Here is a 16,396-nt window from a genome sequence, read left to right on the forward strand (position 1 = left end):
CCGGTCCAGCCGCCGCATCAGCGCGATTTCGCGCAGGCAGAGCGGACAGGCGCCATCATACCAGACCGTCAGTGTCGTCATGGCTTCCATATGGGGCGGCAGCGTGCCTATGCCAGCGCGGGATCGGTGATCGAAAGGGAATGGACATGCGCGTGGCGATCATCGGAGCGGGAATGGCCGGCCTCGCCTGTGCCGAGCGGCTGCGCGCGGGTGGCCATGCGGTCGTCGCCTATGACAAGGGGCGGGGGCCCGGTGGGCGGATGGCGACGCGGCGGATGGCGACCGCGGCGGGCGAGATCGCGTTCGACCATGGCGCGCAATATTTCACCGCGCGCGATCCGGATTTCATCGCGCGGGTGGCGCAGTGGCACGCAGCCGGGGTGGTCGCGCGCTGGCCCGCGGCAGGGGACGATGCCTGGGTCGGGAACCCGGCGATGAACGCGCCGCTGCGTGCGGTGGCCGATGCGTGCGACGTCCGCTGGGGGATGCGGATCGACGCGCTGGTGCCGGACGGCGGCGGCTGGGGCGTACGCGGGGAGGGCGTGGCCGATGACGGATATGACGCGGTGGTGATCGCGGTGCCGGCGGAACAGGTGGCGGCGCTGGTGGCGGCGCAGGTTCCGGCGTTCGCGCGGCAGGCGGAGGGCGTGCGATCGGCGCCGTGCTGGACGCTGATGGCGGCGTTTTCGGCACCGGTCGCGGTGGCGACGGACGTGATCCGGCGCGCGGGCATGCTCGATTGGGCGGCGCGCAACAGCGCCAAGCCGGGGCGAAGCGGGCCGGAGGCATGGGTGGCCCACGCCATGCCGGACTGGTCGCGCGATCATCTGGAGGCGGAGCCGGCGGCGGTCGCTACGGCGCTGCTGGCCGGCCTGGCCGAGGCGGTCGGGCAGGACCTGCCCGCGACGATCGCGGTGACGGCGCATCGCTGGCGCTATGCACGGTCGGGGGCGCTGGGCTGCGATGCGTTGTGGGACGGGCACGCCGGCATCGGGCTGTGCGGCGACTGGTTGCTGGCGCCGCGGGTGGAAAGCGCGTGGCTGTCGGGATGGCGGCTGGCCGAGGTGATGCCGGGCGCCTGAGGCGCGCCGGTGTTTTCCGCGGCACGATCGGCCGGCCGGGACGTTGCCGCCGGGCGCAATGGCGAGGGAGGATGATGCGTGCCGGATAATCTAGCTGCGCCCGCGTCCTCGTGGTGGAGCGCGGGCGTCGCGGCGACGCTGCTGACGCTGGCGATCGTGGTGGTGGCGGGGCAGCCGCCGGCGGTGCCCGGTGCATCACGGATGCGCGCGGTTCCGGCCATTCCGCCCGCCACGCCGGCGCCGGCCGCCCCGCCGCCGGCCGTGGAGCCGATGATGTTGCGCGACATGACACCCGATCGGGCACGCGCGATCAATGCCGAGATCCCCTTCGTAGGCGGGCCGATCACCGCCGCGCGCCCGTTCCGCTACGCCGGGTCGGAGGCGGACCGTTCGGCGGCGCAGGCGTGCCTGGCGAGTGCGGCCTGGTATGAGGCGGGCGACGACCCGGTCGGCCAGCCGGCGGTGGTGCAGGTGGTGCTCAACCGCGTGCGACACCCCGCCTATCCCAAGACGGTGTGCGGCGTGGTGTTCCAGGGCAGCGAACGCCGGACCGGATGCCAGTTCAGCTTCACCTGCGACGGATCGATGGCGCGGCGGCCGTCGGATGCGGCGTGGAAGCGGGCCGAGGATGTCGCGGACAAGGCGCTGGCCGGGTTCGTCGACCGGCGCGTCGGCAACGCCACCCATTATCATACCGATTGGGTGGTGCCCTATTGGAGCGCGACGCTGGACAAGATCGGCCAGGTCGGCACGCATCTGTTCTTCCGCTGGCGCGGATATTGGGGAACACCGGCCGCGTTCCGCCGGCGCTATGGCGGGCAGGAGATCGTCGACCCGCGCGTGCCGGGGTTCGGAGCCGCGGACGCGATCGATCCGGCGGCGGAGCGGATGATGTTCGGCGTGCCCGCCATCCCGTCCGACAGCGTGCAGCATCTGGAAACGCGACCGGTCGTGACCATTCCGGGCGTACCCGCAGCGCTGATGAAGGGGAATATCGTGCGGCTGGGCACGCCGGGCGGCAATCAATTTGCACTGGAACTGGTGATCGGGGCGTCTGACGAGATCTACCCCGCGATCGCGGCGGCGCTGTGCGGCGAGCGGGCGGCGTGCATGGTGGCGGGGTGGATCGATCCCGATCGGGTGCCCGCGCGCTTGCCGATCCCGTTGCCGGCGCTGCGTTCCGCCAGCTTCGTGTATCGGCGCGCGGGCGACGGGACGCCGCAGCTCCGCTGGAATTGCCGGCAGATTCCGCGCGCGGACCCGGCCCAGTGCCTGCCGGGGACCAGCGCGCCCTGACGCGTCAGAGCCAGCCCGACCGGCGGAAGCGGATATAGAGCGTGACGCACAGCGTGGCGATGACGGCCAGTACGATGAAATAGCCGTCGTGCACCTGCAGTTCGGGCATGTTCTTGAAATTCATGCCGTAAATACCGGCGATCGCGGTCGGCACCGCCAGGATCGCGGCCCAGGCCGCCAGCTGGCGCGTGATGTCGCCGGTCCGCTGCTGTTCCAGCAAATTGCTGACTTCGAAAACACTGGTCAACACGTCGCGCAGGCCGTCCACCATCGTCTGCACCCGGCGGACATGATCGAGCACGTCGCTGAAATAGGGCCGCGCATCGGGATCGATGCAGGGCATGTCGATCCGCACGAACTTGCCCGCGACCTCCGCCATCGGCGCCAGGATGCGCTGGAACCGGATCAGTTCGCGGCGCAGCTTGAACAGGCGGGTGACTTCGGGTCGGCCGAGAAAGCGGTCGAGCGTCGCGCGTTCCATTTCCAGCACCGAATCCTCGATCGCCTCGACCATCGGCAGATAGCCGTCGACGATGAAGTCGAGGATCGCGTGCAGCACATAATCGACGCCGTGGCGGAGCAGCGACGGCGCGGCCTCCAGTTGATGGCGCAGCTGGGCGTGGGCGCGCGCGGAGCCGTGGCGCACCGTGATGATATGGCTGTGGCCGACGAAGATCGCGGTTTCGCCATAGCAGATATCGTCCCCCTCCAGATGTGCGGTCTGCGCCACCACGAACAGCTGGTCGCCATAGATGTCGACCTTGGGCAGCTGATGCGCCTTCAGCGCGTCCTCGACCGCCAACGGGTGCAGATCGTAGCGCTGTTGCAGGTCGAGCAGTTCGGCGTCGGTCGGTTCCAGCAGGCCGATCCAGACGAATTCCGACTTGTCATGATCGCAGCGGATGGTTTCATCGAGCGGAATATCGCGGATCTTCTGTCCGTTGCGGTAGAGCGTGGCGGCGACGACGGTCATCGGCTGGTTGGTTCCGGAAACAGGAAACCGTGCGACTAGCAGAGGATCCGCGGGGCGTCTCCCCACCCGCACGAGCATGCGGCCGCTTCCGGCTTTGCGGCGGGGCGTTTGCAAGGCTACAGGAGCGGCCATGTCCGACCTTGCCATATTGTACGAACATCCCGACTGGTTCCGGCCACTCTTCGCCGGGCTGGACCGACGCGGGATCGCCTATCGCGCGATCCATGCCGACGGCCTGATCGTCGATCCGGCCGATCCGGCGCCGCCCGCGCCCGTCGTGCTGAACCGGATCGCGATGTCGAGTTTCCTGCGCGCGCCCGAACATCCGATCTTCTTCGCGCAGGCCGTGATGGCGCAGTGGCAGGCGGCCGGCGCGCGGGTGGTGAACGGCGCCGACGTGCTGGCGATCGATGCGTCGAAGGCGCGTCAGCTGGCGCTGATCGCGGGGCTCGGGCTCGCCATTCCGGACACGCGCGTGGTGCACCGCGCCGCCGATCTGGCCGCGGCGGCGGCGGGATTGCGCTTTCCGATCGTGGTGAAGGCCAATATCGGCGGGTCGGGTGCGGGCATCGTGCGTTATGACACGCCCGCCGAACTGGCGGTTGCGGTGGGGGACGGGACCGTACCGGACAGTATCGACCGCGTGCTGCTGGTGCAGGAGCATGTGCCGGTGCGCGGCGGGGCGATCACACGGATCGAGACGCTGGGCGGGCGCTACCTGTATGCGATCGACGTCGATGGCGGCGGCGGGTTCGACCTGTGCCCGGCGGATATCTGTCTGGCGGCACCGGGCAAGGCGGCGGTCACGGTGACGCGTGCCGATCCGGCGCCGGACCTGATCGCCGCGGCGGAGCGGATCGCGCAGGCCGCCGGGCTGGATGTCGGCGGGATCGAGGTGATGATCGACGACCGCGACGGCACGGCGCGTTTCTACGACATCAATGCCTTGTCCAACTTCGTCGCCGATCCGTTGGGTGTCCTGGGCTGGGATCCGCATGAGCGGCTGATCGACTGGCTGGCGGACAGGATCGCGGAGGTCCGGCGATGAGATATGGCTATTGGATGCCGGTGTTCGGCGGCTGGCTGCGCAATGTCGACGACGAGCCGCAGGCGAGCTGGGAACTGGCGCGCGACCTGGCGGTGCGGGCGGAGCAGATCGGGTATGACCTGACCTTGATCGCCGAGCTGAACCTGAACGATATCAAGGGTGTGGAGCAGCCGGCGCTGGATGCCTGGTCGACCGCGGCGGCGATCGCGGCGGTGACGAACCGCCAGGAGATCATGGTCGCGGTGCGGCCGAACTTTCATCAGCCGGCGCTGTTCGCCAAGGCGGCGGCCAATATCGACCGGATCGCGGGCGGGCGGCTGTCGCTGAACGTCGTATCGTCCTGGTGGGCGGACGAGGCGCGGCAATACGGGTTGCAGTTCGACGAGCATGACGATCGCTATGCGCGCACGTCCGAATGGCTGGAGGTGGTGCGGGGGCTGTGGACCGAGGAGCGGTTCAGCTTTTCCGGCCGCTATTACCGGACGGATGCGGCGATCTGTTCGCCCAAGCCGGCCAGTTTGCCGACCCTCTATGCCGGGGGCGAGAGCGAGACCGCCAAGACGATGATCGCGCGGCAATGCGATGCCTATGTGATGCACGGCGATCCGGTCGCGGCGGTCGCGCCGAAGATTGCGGACATGCGCGCACGGGCCGGCGACCGTCGCCTGACATACGGGATGGCGGCCTATGCGATCGTGCGCGACAGCGAGGCCGAGGCGCGGCGTGAGCTGGAGCGGATCACGACCGTCAAGGAATTGCCCGCGGGCTATGCCAATTTCGACCAGTGGCTGTCGGGTACGCAGCTGGAGCGCGACATGAAGTTGCAGGAATATGCGGTGTCAAACCGCGGGCTGCGCCCCAACCTGATCGGGACCCCGGAACAGGTGAAGCAGCGCATCGCCGATTATGAGGGCGCGGGGCTCGACCTGCTGTTGTTGCAGATGAGCCCGCAAGCCGAGGAGATGGAGCGGTTCGCGGCGCAGGTGATCGCGGGATGATCCGCCTGGAGGGTGTCGGCAAGCGCTTCGCCGGCGGGGCGATGGCGCTGGACGGCGTCGATCTGACTGTCGCGCGTGGCGAAGTGTTCGGGATCATCGGCCGGTCGGGGGCGGGCAAGTCCACGCTGATCCGGTTGCTGAACGGGCTAGAACGGCCGACCGCCGGCGCGGTGATCGTCGACGGTGCCGATGTCGCCGGGCTGGACGGGGCGGCGCTGCGCGCGATGCGGCGGCGGATCGGCATGATCTTTCAGCAATTCGGGTTGCTGGCGTCCAGGACGGTGGCGGACAATGTCGCGTTTCCGCTGCGGATCGCGGGCACGCCGCGCGGCCAGGCAGCGGCGCGGGTGGCGGAATTGCTCGACCGGGTCGGGCTGTCCGACCATGGGCATAAATATCCGGCGCAATTGTCGGGCGGGCAGAAACAGCGCGTCGGCATCGCGCGTGCGCTGGCGACCGGGCCCGATATCCTGCTGAGCGACGAGGCGACGAGCGCGCTCGATCCGGAGACGACGCGCGATGTGCTGGCGCTGATCGCCGATCTCAACCGCGATCTGGGGCTGACGATCGTGCTGATCACGCATGAAATGGATGTGGTGCGGCAGGTGTGCGACCGGGTAGCGGTGCTGCACGCCGGGCGCGTGGTGGAGACGGGAAGCGTCGCCGACATCTTCCTGGACCCTCAGGCGGCGGAGACGCGCGCCTTGCTGGCCGAGGCGGGCGAGCAGGGGCCGGCGGCGTTCCCGAACTTCGCGGGGCGGATCGTACGCTGGACCTGTCACGGCGCCACGATCGGGGAGCCGGTGCTGACGATGGTCGCGCGCGAGACGGGAGCGGATTTCGCGATCCTGGACGGACGCATCGGCCGGTTGCGCGACGAAAGCTACGGCCAGCTGACGCTCGGCCTGTCGGGCGGCGATACCGAGGCGGCGATCGCGGCGCTGGGGCGCTATGGACGGGTGACGGCCTGATGTTCGTGGATATTGTGTGGGCCGATATTGCGCAGGCGTGCCTGGACACATTGACGATGCTGGGCGGGTCGTTGCTGCTGACCATCCTGTTCGGCCTGCCACTGGGCGTCGCGCTGTTCCTGACGTCGCCGGGGCAGATCTGGGCGAGCAGCATCGGCAATGGCGCGTTGGCGCTGGCCGTCAACCTGTTGCGGTCGGTGCCGTTCATCATCCTGCTGATCGTGATGATTCCGGTGACGGTACTGCTGGTCGGCACGTCGCTGGGGGTGGCGGGCGCGATCCCGCCGCTGGTGGTGGGGGCGGCGCCGTTTTTCGCGCGGCTGGTGGAGACGGCGCTGCGCGAGGTCGACCGCAACACGGTGGAGGCGGTGCAGGCGATGGGCGCGACCACGCGCGACCTGGTATGGCGCGCGCTGTTGCCCGAAGCGATGCCAGGCATCATCGCGGCGGCGACGGTGACCGCGGTGGCGCTGGTGTCGTTTACCGCGATGGCGGGCGTGGTCGGAGCCGGCGGCCTGGGCGACCTGGCGATCCGGTTCGGGTATCAGCGGTTCCAGACCGATGTGATGGTGGTGACGGTGGCGCTGCTGCTGCTGCTGGTGCAGGGGATCCAGATGGTGGGCGATGCGCTGGTGCGGCGGTATCGCCGGCGGTGATTTCTATCCTGCCCTGATCCTCTTCTTTGTTTCCGTTAGGTTCGAGCCTGTCGAGAACGGCCGGCGTGGTTCTCGACAGGCTCGAACCGAACGGAGTTGGGGGCCGGGCCCTTGGAGAATGGAATGACGATGCAGAAACGGACTTTCCTTGTGGCGCTGTCCGCGCTGACGCTGTTGGGGGGATGCGGGAGCAAAAGCGCGCCGGCGGACGGCAGCACGCTGACCGTCGCCGCGACTGCGGTGCCGCATGCCGAAATCCTGGAGCATGTGAAGCCGGTGCTGGCGAAGCAGGGCGTGACGCTCGATATCCGGACGTTCAACGATTATGTCCAGCCGAACGTGCAGGTCGCCGAAGGGCGGATTGCGGTCAATTATTTTCAGACCAAGCCCTATCTCGATACGTTCAACCAGGCGCGCGGGACCAGGCTGGTGACGCTGGCGGGGATCCATGTCGAGCCGCTGGGTGCCTATTCGCGGCGATGGAAGACGCTGGCGACGGTGCCGAACGGCGCGACGGTTGCGATTCCGAACGAGGGGAGCAACAGCGGGCGCGCGCTGATCCTGCTGGCGAAGGCGGGGTTGATCCGCCTGAAGAACCCGGCCGATCCGCTGGCGACTCCGAAGGATATCATCGCCAACCCGCGCAGGTTGCAGTTCAAGGAGCTGGAGGCCGCGACGTTGCCGCGCGTGCTGGACCAGGTCGATCTTGCCCTCATCAACACCAACTATGCGCTGGACGCGAAGCTGGAACCGACCCGCGATGCGCTGGCGATCGAGGACAAGGACAGTCCCTATGTCAATTATCTGGTCGGGCTGGAGAGTGCCCGGTCCGATCCGAAGGTCGCAAAGCTGATCTCGGCGCTGCGCAGCGACGATGTGAAGGCGTTCATCGCCCAGCATTACAAGGGCGCGGTGATCCCGGCGTTCTGAGGTCCGCGCCGGATCAGTGGGCCCGCCCGAAATCCTCGCGCGGGTCGTCCTGCCCCTGTTCGACGATGCTGCGGCGAACGGCGCGGGTGCGGGAGAAGAGGTCGAACAGCGCGTCGCCGTCGCCCCAGCGGATCGCGCGTTGCAACGCGCTCAGATCCTCCGAGAAGCGTTGCAGCATTTCCAGCACGGCTTCGCGGTTCGACAGGAACACGTCGCGCCACATCGTCGGGTCCGATGCGGCGATACGCGTGAAATCGCGGAAGCCGCCCGCGGAATATTTGATGACCTCGCTCTGCGTCACCTGTTCCAGATCGGATGCGGTGCCGACGATCGTATAGGCGATCAGGTGGGGCAGATGGCTGGTGATCGCCAGCACCAGGTCATGATGCTTCGCCTCCATCACCTCGATTTCCGCGCCGAGGCTGGTCCAGAACGCCTTGACGCGTTCGACCGCGACCGCATCGGCATCGTCGGCGGGTGTCAGGATACACCAGCGCTTGTCGAACAGGGTGGCGAAGCCGGCGTCCGGGCCGCTGCGTTCGGTGCCGGCGACCGGATGGGCGGGGACGATCGGGTTATGCGGGAAATGCTCGGCCAGCACGGCGGCGATGCCGGCCTTGGACGATCCGACATCGCTCAGCACCGCATCGGCGGGCAGGTCGTCCGCGATGTCCGCCGCCACCGCCGCCATCGCGCCGACCGGCACGCACAGGATGACGAGATCGGCATCGACCACGGCCGCGCCGGCCTGATCCGTCACATCGTCGCAAAAGCCAAGATCGCGCGCGCGGGCGCGGACGTCGGGATCGGCATCATGTCCGGTGATCCGGACCGTCGGCATCCTGACGCCCACCGCACGCGCGATCGACGACCCGATCAGCCCCAGGCCGATGATGGTGACACGCGCAAACGGCAGCATCAGGCGGCGGCGACCAGATCCGCGATCGCGGCGGCGACACCGCGCGTCTCCGCTTCCGTCCCGATCGTGATGCGCAGCGCGTGCGGGAGCCCCTGTCCCGGCAGCCAGCGCACGATATAGCCGCGCGCCATCAACCCGTCATAGGCGACCTGCGCGGTCAGCCGTCCTTCGAACAGGACCAGCACGAAATTGGCTTTGCTGGGCACGACGCGGAGGCCGTCCAGCGCGTGCATCGCATCGGTGAACCAGCCGCGCCAGACGGCATTGTGACTGCGGCTGCGGTCGACAAAGGCGTCGTCGGCCAAAGCCGCGACCGCCGCCGCCTGGCCCGCGGTGGTGACGTTGAAGGGCGCGCGGATCTTGTGCAGCGCCGCGATGACCGGCGCCGGCCCGTACCCCCAACCGATCCGTTCCGCCGCCAGCCCGTGGATCTTGGAGAAGGTCCGCGTGATCATCACATTGGGCGCGGACCGGGCGAGTTCGAGCGCCCCGTCGTCCTGATCGGGTTCCAGATATTCGGCATAGGCCTGGTCGATCACCAGCAGGCAATCGCTCGGCAGCCCGGCATGCAGGCGCGCGATATCGTGCCGGTCGTTGTAGGTGCCGGTCGGATTGTTGGGATTGGCGACGAACACGACGCGCGTCCGCGGCGTGACGGCGGCCAGCAGCGCATCGACATCGGTCGCGTAATCGGCATCGGGTGCCACCACCAGTGTCGCACCGACCCGCCGCGCCGCGATTTCATAGACCGCGAAGCCGTAGCGGACCTGCAGCACTTCGTCCCCGACGCCGGCAAAGGCGCCGGTGGCGAGATGCAGGATCTCGTCCGATCCGGTGCCGTAGATCACGCGTGCGGGATCGAGATCATATTTCGCGGCCAGCGTCGTCCGCAGCCGGGTCGCCCCGGCATCCGGATAGCGGTCGAGCGAATGGCCTTCCGCCGCATAGGCCGCCCGCGCGGCGGCGCCGGTGCCGAACGGATTTTCGTTCGACGATAATTTGATCGCCGTCACGCCGCCATCGGTCGTGGCGCGGCCGGGAACATAAGGAGCGATCGCATCGATCCAGGGCTTGGGTGCGGGTGCTGTCATGGCCGCGTGCGATAGCGGATCGGAATGGCCACGTCATGCCGAAGATGACGGTCGCTTGGCGACAAAATCGGCGCCGGCTAAGGGCGAGGTATGGCGCTACTCTATCACCCCAATCCCGGCGACATTCTTCTGTGCGACTACGGGACCGGTTTCGTGGCCCCGGAGATGGTGAAGCGGCGCCCGGTGGTGATCCTATCGCCACGGCTGCGCCGCCGGAACGGGCTGGTCGCGGTCGTGCCGCTCAGCACCACCGCCCCCACGGTCGTGGAGGCATATCATTGCCGGATCATGTTGGCGCAGCCACTGCCGGCGCCGTTTGATGCGCCGGAGATGTGGGCGAAATGCGACATGATCGCGACGGTGTCGCTTGCCCGCCTGGACCGGTTCCGGGAGCCGCGTGGCCCAACCGGCGGCCAGCGGCGGTACAGCACGGGTGCGGTGTCGCCAGCCGATCTGCAGCGGGTGCGCGCCGCCATGCTCTGTGGTCTGGGCCTCGCAATCTTGACAAAATGGCTGGGTCCGACTACTTAGATTCCGTTCCCGCTCTGCCTCGGCATCGGGCTTGGAGACTGCTTTCGGGCAGCCGGTGCTGCACGGGCGATACCAAGCTGGCGGCATCGTAGCGAGGGGGCCTCGGCTTTGGCCGGAGCCCCTTTGTTTTTGCCGGTCCGATTGACTCACCCCCCGCCTTCCCCCTAGCCGCGCAGCATGTCGGATGATGCGCGTTTCGGCCTTTCGCGGCTGGTGACCTTGCCCGGGCCGTTCGCGCTGGATGGCGGGGCGGCGCTGGCGTCGGTCGACATCGCCTATGAAACCTATGGCGCGCTGGATGCGCATCGGTCGAACGCGGTGCTGATCTGTCATGCGCTGACCGGCGATCATCATGTCGCGTCGGTGCATCCGCGAACCGGCAAGCCCGGCTGGTGGACGCGGATGGTGGGCGCGGGCAAGCCGATCGATCCGGCGCGGCACTTCATCATCTGCGCCAATGTGCTGGGATCGTGCATGGGATCATCCGGCCCGGCCAGCGCCGATCCCGCCACCGGCGCGCCCTATGCGATGCGGTTTCCGGTCATCACGCTGCGTGACATGGTGCGGGCGCAGGCGCTGCTGCTGGATCATCTGGGCGTGCCCGGCCTGTTGGCCGCAGTCGGCGGATCAATGGGGGGCATGCAGGTGCTGGAATGGGCCGCCACCTATCCGGCGCGGGTGCGGGCGGCGGTGGTGATCGCATCGGCGGCGCGGCATTCGGCGCAGAATATCGCGTTCCACGAGGTCGGGCGGCAGGCGATCATGGCCGATCCGAACTGGCGCGAGGGCGATTATTACGGATCGCATGACGCGCCGCCGGCCGCCGGCCTAGCGGTGGCACGGATGGCGGCGCACATCACCTATCTGTCCGAAGTCGGGCTGACCGAGAAATTCGGGCGGAAATTGCAGGCGCGCTCGACCAAGAGCTTCGGCTTCGACACGGATTTTCAGGTGGAAAGCTATTTGCGACACCAGGGGATCAGCTTCACCGATCGGTTCGATGCCAACAGCTATCTCTATATCACGCGCGCGATGGATTATTTCGACCTGGCGGAGGAGCATGGCGGGCGGCTGGCCAATGCCTTTGCGGGGTCCGCCACGCGCTTCTGCCTGGTGAGTTTCGACAGCGACTGGCTGTATCCCACCGCGGAGAGCCGGGCTATCGTGCATGCGCTGAATGCGGCGGGCGCGGCGGCGAGCTTCGTCGAACTGTCGTCGCCGTTTGGCCACGACGCGTTCCTGCTGGACGTGCCGGAATTGAACCGCGTGGTCGACGGATTCCTGCGCGCTGTGTCGGGATGAGCGCGCTCAGGCCCGACCTCGCGATCATCGCCGACCATGTCGCCCGCGGCGCACGCGTACTGGATATCGGCTGCGGCGACGGGGAATTGATGGCGGTGCTGCGCGATACGCGCGGGGCGGATGCGCGCGGGATCGAGATCGACGCCGCCAATGTGTCGGCCGCGGTCGCGCGCGGCCTGTCGGTGGTGCAGGGCGATGCCGACACCGACCTGTCGGCCTATCCCGATCACAGTTTCGACCACGCGATCCTGAGCCAGACGTTGCAGACCGCGCGTGCGCCGGACCGGGTGCTGGAGGAATTGCTGCGGATCGGGCGGACGGCGTTCGTGTCTTTCCCGAACTTCGCCTATTGGCGGGTGCGCTGGTCGCTGATGTGGGGCGGGCGGATGCCGGTGACGCCGGCATTGCCGGTCAGCTGGTACGAGACGCAGAATATCCACCAGCTGACGATCGACGATTTCCGCGCGTTCGTGACGGCGCGCGGGATCAGGGTGGAAGAGGAATGGTTCCTGGCGGGTGCTCGGCGCTGTTCCGCGGTGGGCGCCAACCTGCTGGCGGAGCATGCGGTGTTCTTGTTGCGGCGGTGAGGGGTTGGGTGGCGTGGTATTTGTGGCGCGGTTCTGGCCTCACCCTCCCACCGGCCAAGTGGCCGGTGGGCCCCTCCCTCTCCCGGGGGGAGAGGGTTTTTAGCGGAGTTTGGCGCCGGTCTTTGCGGCCGATGCGACGACTTTCTCGGCGATCGCGGTCAACTCCGCCTCGGTAAAGCTCTTCTCGACCGGTTGCAGGGTGAGCTCGAGAGCCATCGACAGCGCGCCGCCGCCGAGCGCGAACAGGTCGAAGATGCGGGCGTCGACGATGGCGGCCTTGTCGGCGCTGCGGACCGCGCGGACGAGATCGTCGGCGGGGAGGGTGGCGGGCACGACGAAGGCGAAATCGCGCCGGACCGCCTGAAGTGCCGGCGGTGCGAAGGCGGGGCGGACCGGGCCCGATCCGCGTTTCTGGGGAATGGCATCCAGGAACAGTTCGCCCGCGATGGCGGTGCCGTCGATGCCGATCGCCTTGGCCGTCGCGGGGTGGAGTTCGCCGAATTCGGCCAGGATCGCCTTCGGACCCAGCCGCAGCGTCGCCGAACGGCCGGGATGATAGACGGGCGACACCGCCGCCATCACCTGTAGCCGGTCGACGGGTACACCGGCGGCGGCGAGCAGCGCGATCGCCTCCGCCTTGGCGTCATAGGCGTCGAACGGCGCGGGCTTGCCGCCGGACCAGCTGCGCGGGGCGCGGTCGCCGGTCAGGACGAAGCCGAGCGTGGCGGGTTCGCCATCCGCCAGATAGCGCCGCCCGATTTCGAACAGCCGGATGCCGGCGGCACCGCGATCGGCATTGCGGCGGGCGGCGGACAGCAGGCCGGGCAGCAGCGAGGGCCGCATCACCCGCATATCCGCGCTGATCGGGTTGGCCAGCGCCCAGGCGCCGCCGCCAAAAGCGTCGGCCTCGGCTTGGCTGATGAAGCTCCAGGTGACCGCTTCGGACAGGCCGCGCGCCGCCGCCGCGCGCCGGACGCGGCGTTCCAGCCGTTGCGCCGGGGTCGCGGTCGGCTTCGCCACGCCGTCGCCACGCGGCAACGGGGTGGAAGGCACGGCGTCCAGACCCTCGATCCGGACGATTTCCTCGACCAGATCGGCGGGCCCGTCGATGTCGCGGCGCCAGCTGGGGACGCGGACGTTCCAGGCGGCATCGACACCGAAGCCGAGCGCGGTCAGGATCGCGCGCTGGCGATCATAAGCGACGGTCATGCCGGCCAGCCGCAGGCAGAGAGCAGGGTCGTGCGCGATGACGCGCACGCCGTTCGGCGGTTCGCCCGCGGTGATCGCGTCCGACGCGTCCCCCCCGCACAGCTGGCGGATGAGGTCGGTTGCGATGGCGAGGCCCGGACCCAGAAACTCCGGGTCGACGCCGCGTTCGAAGCGGGTGCGCGCATCGCTGCCGAGCGCCAGCGCCTGACCGGTGCGGGCGATGGTGGTGGGTTCGAACCAGGCACATTCGATGACGATATCGGTGGTGTCCGCCGACACGCCCGAATGCAGGCCCCCCATGATGCCGCCGATATCGTGGACGGTAGCGGCATCGGCGATCACCGTCATCGCCGGGGTGAGCGCATAGTCCTTGCCGTTGAGCGCGGTCAGCGTCTCGCCCGCCGTCGCCTTGCGCGCGACCAGCGCGCCGTCGAGCTTTGCCAGGTCATAGACGTGGAGCGGGCGGCCATGATCGAGCATGACATAGTTGGTGATGTCGACCAGCGCGGAGATCGGACGCTGCCCCACCGCGGTCAGGCGCCGGGCCATCCAGTCGGGCGAGGCACCGTTGACGATGCCGCGCATGACGCGCCCGAACAGCGCGGGGCACCCCTCCGGATCGTCGGTGCGGATCGCGATCGGGCAGGGAAAGGCCGGCTTGATCGTGGGGATGAGCAGCGGCTTCAGCGTGCCCAGCCCGGCGGCGGCGAGATCGCGCGCGATGCCGCGCACGCCCATGCAATCCTGACGATTGGGGGTGATGGCGACGTCGATCACCGGATCGCTGAGCGCGGCATAGTCGGCATAGGCGACACCGACCGGAGCGTTGGCGGGCAGTTCGATGATGCCTTCATGTTCGTCCGACAGCAGCAGCTCGCGCTTCGAACACATCATGCCGCGCGATTCGATGCCGCGGATCGCCGCGACCTTCAGCGTGACGTCCAGCCCGGGCACATAGGCGCCCGGCGCGCCGAACACGCCGACCAGCCCGGCGCGGGCGTTGGGCGCACCGCACACCACCTGCAAGGGATCCGGCCCGCCGGCGTCGACCAAGAGGATTTGAAGCTTGTCGGCCTGCGGATGCGGGCCGGCGGTCAACACGCGCGCGATGACGAACGGCGCGAGCCGCGCGGCGGGATCGTCGATCCCCTCCACCTCCAGCCCGATCGCGGTCAGCCGTTCGGCGACCTGTTCGACGGTGGCGGTGGTGTCGAGGTGATCCTTCAGCCAGCTGAGCGTGAACTTCATGCCGAAATCCCCCCGGACAGCGTCGGCATGTCGAGCGCCGCGAAACCATAATGCCTGAGCCAGCGGAGATCGCCGTCGAAGAAGGGGCGGAGATCGTCCATGCCATATTTCAGCATCGCCAGCCGATCGATGCCGCAGCCGAAGGCGAAACCCTGCCATTCGGCGGGATCGAGCCCGCAGGCGGCGATCACGCGCGGATGGACCATGCCGGACCCGAGAATTTCCATCCAGCCACCGCCGCCGGCATCACCGCCGCCGCCGATCACGCGCTTGCCCTTGTCCCAGGTGAAGCCGACGTCGACCTCCGCCGAGGGTTCGGTGAATGGGAAATAGCTGGGCCGCATGCGAAGCACGATGTCGTCGCGTTCGAAATAGGCCTTCACGAAGGTTTCCAGCGTCCATTTCAGATGGCCCATCGTGATGCCACGATCGATCACCAGCCCTTCGACCTGATGAAACATCGGCGTGTGGGTGGCATCACTGTCCGACCGATAGGTGCGGCCGGGCGCGATGATGCGGATCGGCGGTTGCTGCGACAGCATCGTGCGGATCTGGACCGGGGACGTGTGCGTGCGGAGGAGCATGCGCGCTTCCGCGCCGGCGTCCGAGCCGTCAGTGCGCTCGACATAGAAGGTGTCGTGCATCGCGCGCGCAGGGTGGGTCTCGGGAATGTTGAGTGCGGTGAAATTATGCCAGTCGTCCTCGATCTCCGGCCCGGTCGCGACCGCGAAGCCCAGATCGGCGAAGATCTCGGCCAGCTCGTCCATCACCTGTGCGACCGGGTGGACCGATCCGGCAGGGGGCAGCGCAACCGGCAAGGTCAGGTCGAGCCGCTCGGTCGCCAGGCGGGCGTCCAGCGCCTGTGCGTCGAGCAGCGCCTTGCGATCGGCGATCGCGGTGGCGACGGCTTCGCGCAAGCCGTGAATCACCGGACCCCGGACCTGGCGCTCTTCGGGCGTCAGTTTGCCCATCGTCTTCAAATATGCGGTGATCGTGCCGCTCTTGCCCAGCGTGGCGACGCGGATCGCCTCCAGCGCGGCGGCGTCCGCGGTCGCGATCTCCGCCAGCGTTGCGGCCTTCTGTTGCTCGATGTCGTCCACGGCTGTCCTTCCGGGCGCCCGCCAGGAACGCCATTGTCGGCGAACCCGTAGTCGCGTGGCGGGGGGTGGATCAAGCCGGGCGTGGCGCGGGATGCCGCACCCGGCGCAGGTGTGGCCGTGCCGCTTCGGCCGAGCGGCCACGAAAAGGTGGAGATCCGGTAAGCGAATCACCCGGTTTCCGGACAGGATCGATAAAGCGAGCGTCCGCTGGGGCGAAGCGAAAATGGCTGAAATCCGCGGATCGACTCGCCGTGTCGGCAGCGCGGTCCACCGCCTGTCGCTATGCTGAACGTAAATCGTGCCGTACCCGAGCATCAGGCACATGGCGGGGCTTCACATGACCAGAACGACGCGCGCGGCAATTGGTTTCCTGAGCGTGATCTTTTTTGCGATGACGCCCGCCGCCGCCGAAGCGAAGGGCTTTGGCTGGCAGTGCGTTCCCTTTGCCCGCATGT

The 16,396-nt window shown here is 68.3% G+C and carries 15 protein-coding genes; 10 read left to right on the forward strand and 5 right to left on the reverse strand.

What is annotated here, in order from left to right; all coding sequences use genetic code 11:
- The first annotated feature begins 146 nt into the window (after positions 1-146).
- Both VF649_RS10580 and VF649_RS10585 read left to right on the forward strand, forming a co-directional pair.
- Positions 147-1,082, forward strand: coding sequence for an NAD(P)/FAD-dependent oxidoreductase (locus VF649_RS10580; protein WP_331011919.1), 936 nt, complete (start codon positions 147-149; stop codon positions 1,080-1,082).
- A gap of 78 nt (positions 1,083-1,160) precedes the next feature.
- On the forward strand, positions 1,161-2,378 hold the full coding sequence (locus VF649_RS10585; RefSeq protein ID WP_331011920.1) for a cell wall hydrolase: 1,218 nt from the start codon (positions 1,161-1,163) through the stop codon (positions 2,376-2,378).
- Positions 2,379-2,382: 4 nt separating this feature from the next.
- On the opposite strand, the gene corA is transcribed toward VF649_RS10585, so the two are convergent.
- Positions 2,383-3,351, reverse strand: a complete 969-nt coding sequence (corA, locus tag VF649_RS10590) for a magnesium/cobalt transporter CorA (protein ID WP_331011921.1) — start codon at positions 3,349-3,351, stop codon at positions 2,383-2,385.
- 130 nt (positions 3,352-3,481) lie between these two features.
- On the opposite strand from corA, the gene VF649_RS10595 reads away from it, so the two are divergent.
- The 5 genes from VF649_RS10595 to VF649_RS10615 all read left to right on the forward strand — a co-directional run bounded on the left by VF649_RS10595 (position 3,482) and on the right by VF649_RS10615 (position 7,954).
- Complete coding sequence (locus VF649_RS10595; RefSeq protein ID WP_331011922.1) at positions 3,482-4,399, forward strand: alpha-L-glutamate ligase; 918 nt, start codon at positions 3,482-3,484, stop codon at positions 4,397-4,399.
- Positions 4,396-5,397 carry an LLM class flavin-dependent oxidoreductase gene (locus VF649_RS10600; protein ID WP_331011923.1) on the forward strand — a complete coding sequence of 334 codons (1,002 nt, stop codon included), beginning with the start codon at positions 4,396-4,398 and terminating at the stop codon, positions 5,395-5,397. Before VF649_RS10595 ends, VF649_RS10600 begins: the two co-directional genes overlap by 4 nt.
- On the forward strand, positions 5,394-6,368 hold the full coding sequence (locus VF649_RS10605) for a methionine ABC transporter ATP-binding protein (protein ID WP_331011924.1): 975 nt from the start codon (positions 5,394-5,396) through the stop codon (positions 6,366-6,368). Before VF649_RS10600 ends, VF649_RS10605 begins: the two co-directional genes overlap by 4 nt.
- Positions 6,368-7,024, forward strand: coding sequence for a methionine ABC transporter permease (locus VF649_RS10610; RefSeq protein ID WP_331011925.1), 657 nt, complete (start codon positions 6,368-6,370; stop codon positions 7,022-7,024). Before VF649_RS10605 ends, VF649_RS10610 begins: the two co-directional genes overlap by 1 nt.
- Before the next feature lie 129 nt (positions 7,025-7,153).
- A complete protein-coding gene (locus VF649_RS10615) occupies positions 7,154-7,954 on the forward strand; it encodes a MetQ/NlpA family ABC transporter substrate-binding protein (RefSeq protein ID WP_331011926.1) in 801 nt (266 codons plus the stop codon).
- 13 nt (positions 7,955-7,967) lie between these two features.
- On the opposite strand, the gene VF649_RS10620 is transcribed toward VF649_RS10615, so the two are convergent.
- Positions 7,968-8,873: a prephenate/arogenate dehydrogenase family protein gene (locus VF649_RS10620; RefSeq protein WP_331011927.1), complete on the reverse strand. Its 906-nt coding sequence runs from the start codon at positions 8,871-8,873 to the stop codon at positions 7,968-7,970.
- Positions 8,873-9,964 carry a histidinol-phosphate transaminase gene (hisC, locus tag VF649_RS10625; protein ID WP_331011928.1) on the reverse strand — a complete coding sequence of 364 codons (1,092 nt, stop codon included), beginning with the start codon at positions 9,962-9,964 and terminating at the stop codon, positions 8,873-8,875. Before hisC ends, VF649_RS10620 begins: the two co-directional genes overlap by 1 nt.
- A 90-nt stretch (positions 9,965-10,054) precedes the next feature.
- On the opposite strand from hisC, the gene VF649_RS10630 reads away from it, so the two are divergent.
- The 3 genes from VF649_RS10630 (at position 10,055) to metW (ending at position 12,384) form a co-directional block, all read left to right on the forward strand.
- Complete coding sequence (locus tag VF649_RS10630) at positions 10,055-10,495, forward strand: type II toxin-antitoxin system PemK/MazF family toxin (protein WP_331011929.1); 441 nt, start codon at positions 10,055-10,057, stop codon at positions 10,493-10,495.
- Positions 10,496-10,672: 177 nt separating this feature from the next.
- Positions 10,673-11,797 (forward strand): homoserine O-acetyltransferase MetX, encoded by a 1,125-nt coding sequence (gene metX, locus VF649_RS10635; RefSeq protein WP_331011930.1) that lies wholly within the window; start codon positions 10,673-10,675, stop codon positions 11,795-11,797.
- Positions 11,794-12,384, forward strand: coding sequence for a methionine biosynthesis protein MetW (gene metW / locus VF649_RS10640; protein WP_331011931.1), 591 nt, complete (start codon positions 11,794-11,796; stop codon positions 12,382-12,384). The genes metX and metW overlap by 4 nt, the downstream gene beginning before the upstream one ends.
- 99 nt (positions 12,385-12,483) lie before the next feature.
- Here the strand turns inward: metW and pheT are convergent, their stop codons facing one another.
- Both pheT and pheS read right to left on the reverse strand, forming a co-directional pair.
- Positions 12,484-14,841: a phenylalanine--tRNA ligase subunit beta gene (gene pheT / locus VF649_RS10645; protein WP_331011932.1), complete on the reverse strand. Its 2,358-nt coding sequence runs from the start codon at positions 14,839-14,841 to the stop codon at positions 12,484-12,486.
- Positions 14,838-15,932, reverse strand: coding sequence for a phenylalanine--tRNA ligase subunit alpha (gene pheS, locus VF649_RS10650; protein ID WP_331011933.1), 1,095 nt, complete (start codon positions 15,930-15,932; stop codon positions 14,838-14,840). Before pheS ends, pheT begins: the two co-directional genes overlap by 4 nt.
- Positions 15,933-16,396 lie beyond the last annotated feature (464 nt).

It is taken from the genome of Sphingomonas sp., from assembly GCF_036387535.1.
Taxonomy (GTDB): domain Bacteria; phylum Pseudomonadota; class Alphaproteobacteria; order Sphingomonadales; family Sphingomonadaceae; genus Sphingomonas_R.

What these genes read in the sequence shown, in the direction of transcription:
- VF649_RS10580 (WP_331011919.1), top strand. Translation starts at nt 147, where the DNA reads ATGCGCGTGGCGATCATCGGAGCGGGAATGGCCGGCCTCGCCTGTGCC.
- corA (WP_331011921.1), bottom strand. Translation starts at nt 3,351, where the DNA reads ATGACCGTCGTCGCCGCCACGCTCTACCGCAACGGACAGAAGATCCGC.
- VF649_RS10595 (WP_331011922.1), top strand. Translation starts at nt 3,482, where the DNA reads ATGTCCGACCTTGCCATATTGTACGAACATCCCGACTGGTTCCGGCCA.
- VF649_RS10600 (WP_331011923.1), top strand. Translation starts at nt 4,396, where the DNA reads ATGAGATATGGCTATTGGATGCCGGTGTTCGGCGGCTGGCTGCGCAAT.
- VF649_RS10605 (WP_331011924.1), top strand. Translation starts at nt 5,394, where the DNA reads ATGATCCGCCTGGAGGGTGTCGGCAAGCGCTTCGCCGGCGGGGCGATG.
- VF649_RS10610 (WP_331011925.1), top strand. Translation starts at nt 6,368, where the DNA reads ATGTTCGTGGATATTGTGTGGGCCGATATTGCGCAGGCGTGCCTGGAC.
- VF649_RS10615 (WP_331011926.1), top strand. Translation starts at nt 7,154, where the DNA reads ATGCAGAAACGGACTTTCCTTGTGGCGCTGTCCGCGCTGACGCTGTTG.
- VF649_RS10620 (WP_331011927.1), bottom strand. Translation starts at nt 8,873, where the DNA reads ATGCTGCCGTTTGCGCGTGTCACCATCATCGGCCTGGGGCTGATCGGG.
- hisC (WP_331011928.1), bottom strand. Translation starts at nt 9,964, where the DNA reads ATGACAGCACCCGCACCCAAGCCCTGGATCGATGCGATCGCTCCTTAT.
- VF649_RS10630 (WP_331011929.1), top strand. Translation starts at nt 10,055, where the DNA reads ATGGCGCTACTCTATCACCCCAATCCCGGCGACATTCTTCTGTGCGAC.
- metX (WP_331011930.1), top strand. Translation starts at nt 10,673, where the DNA reads ATGTCGGATGATGCGCGTTTCGGCCTTTCGCGGCTGGTGACCTTGCCC.
- metW (WP_331011931.1), top strand. Translation starts at nt 11,794, where the DNA reads ATGAGCGCGCTCAGGCCCGACCTCGCGATCATCGCCGACCATGTCGCC.
- pheT (WP_331011932.1), bottom strand. Translation starts at nt 14,841, where the DNA reads ATGAAGTTCACGCTCAGCTGGCTGAAGGATCACCTCGACACCACCGCC.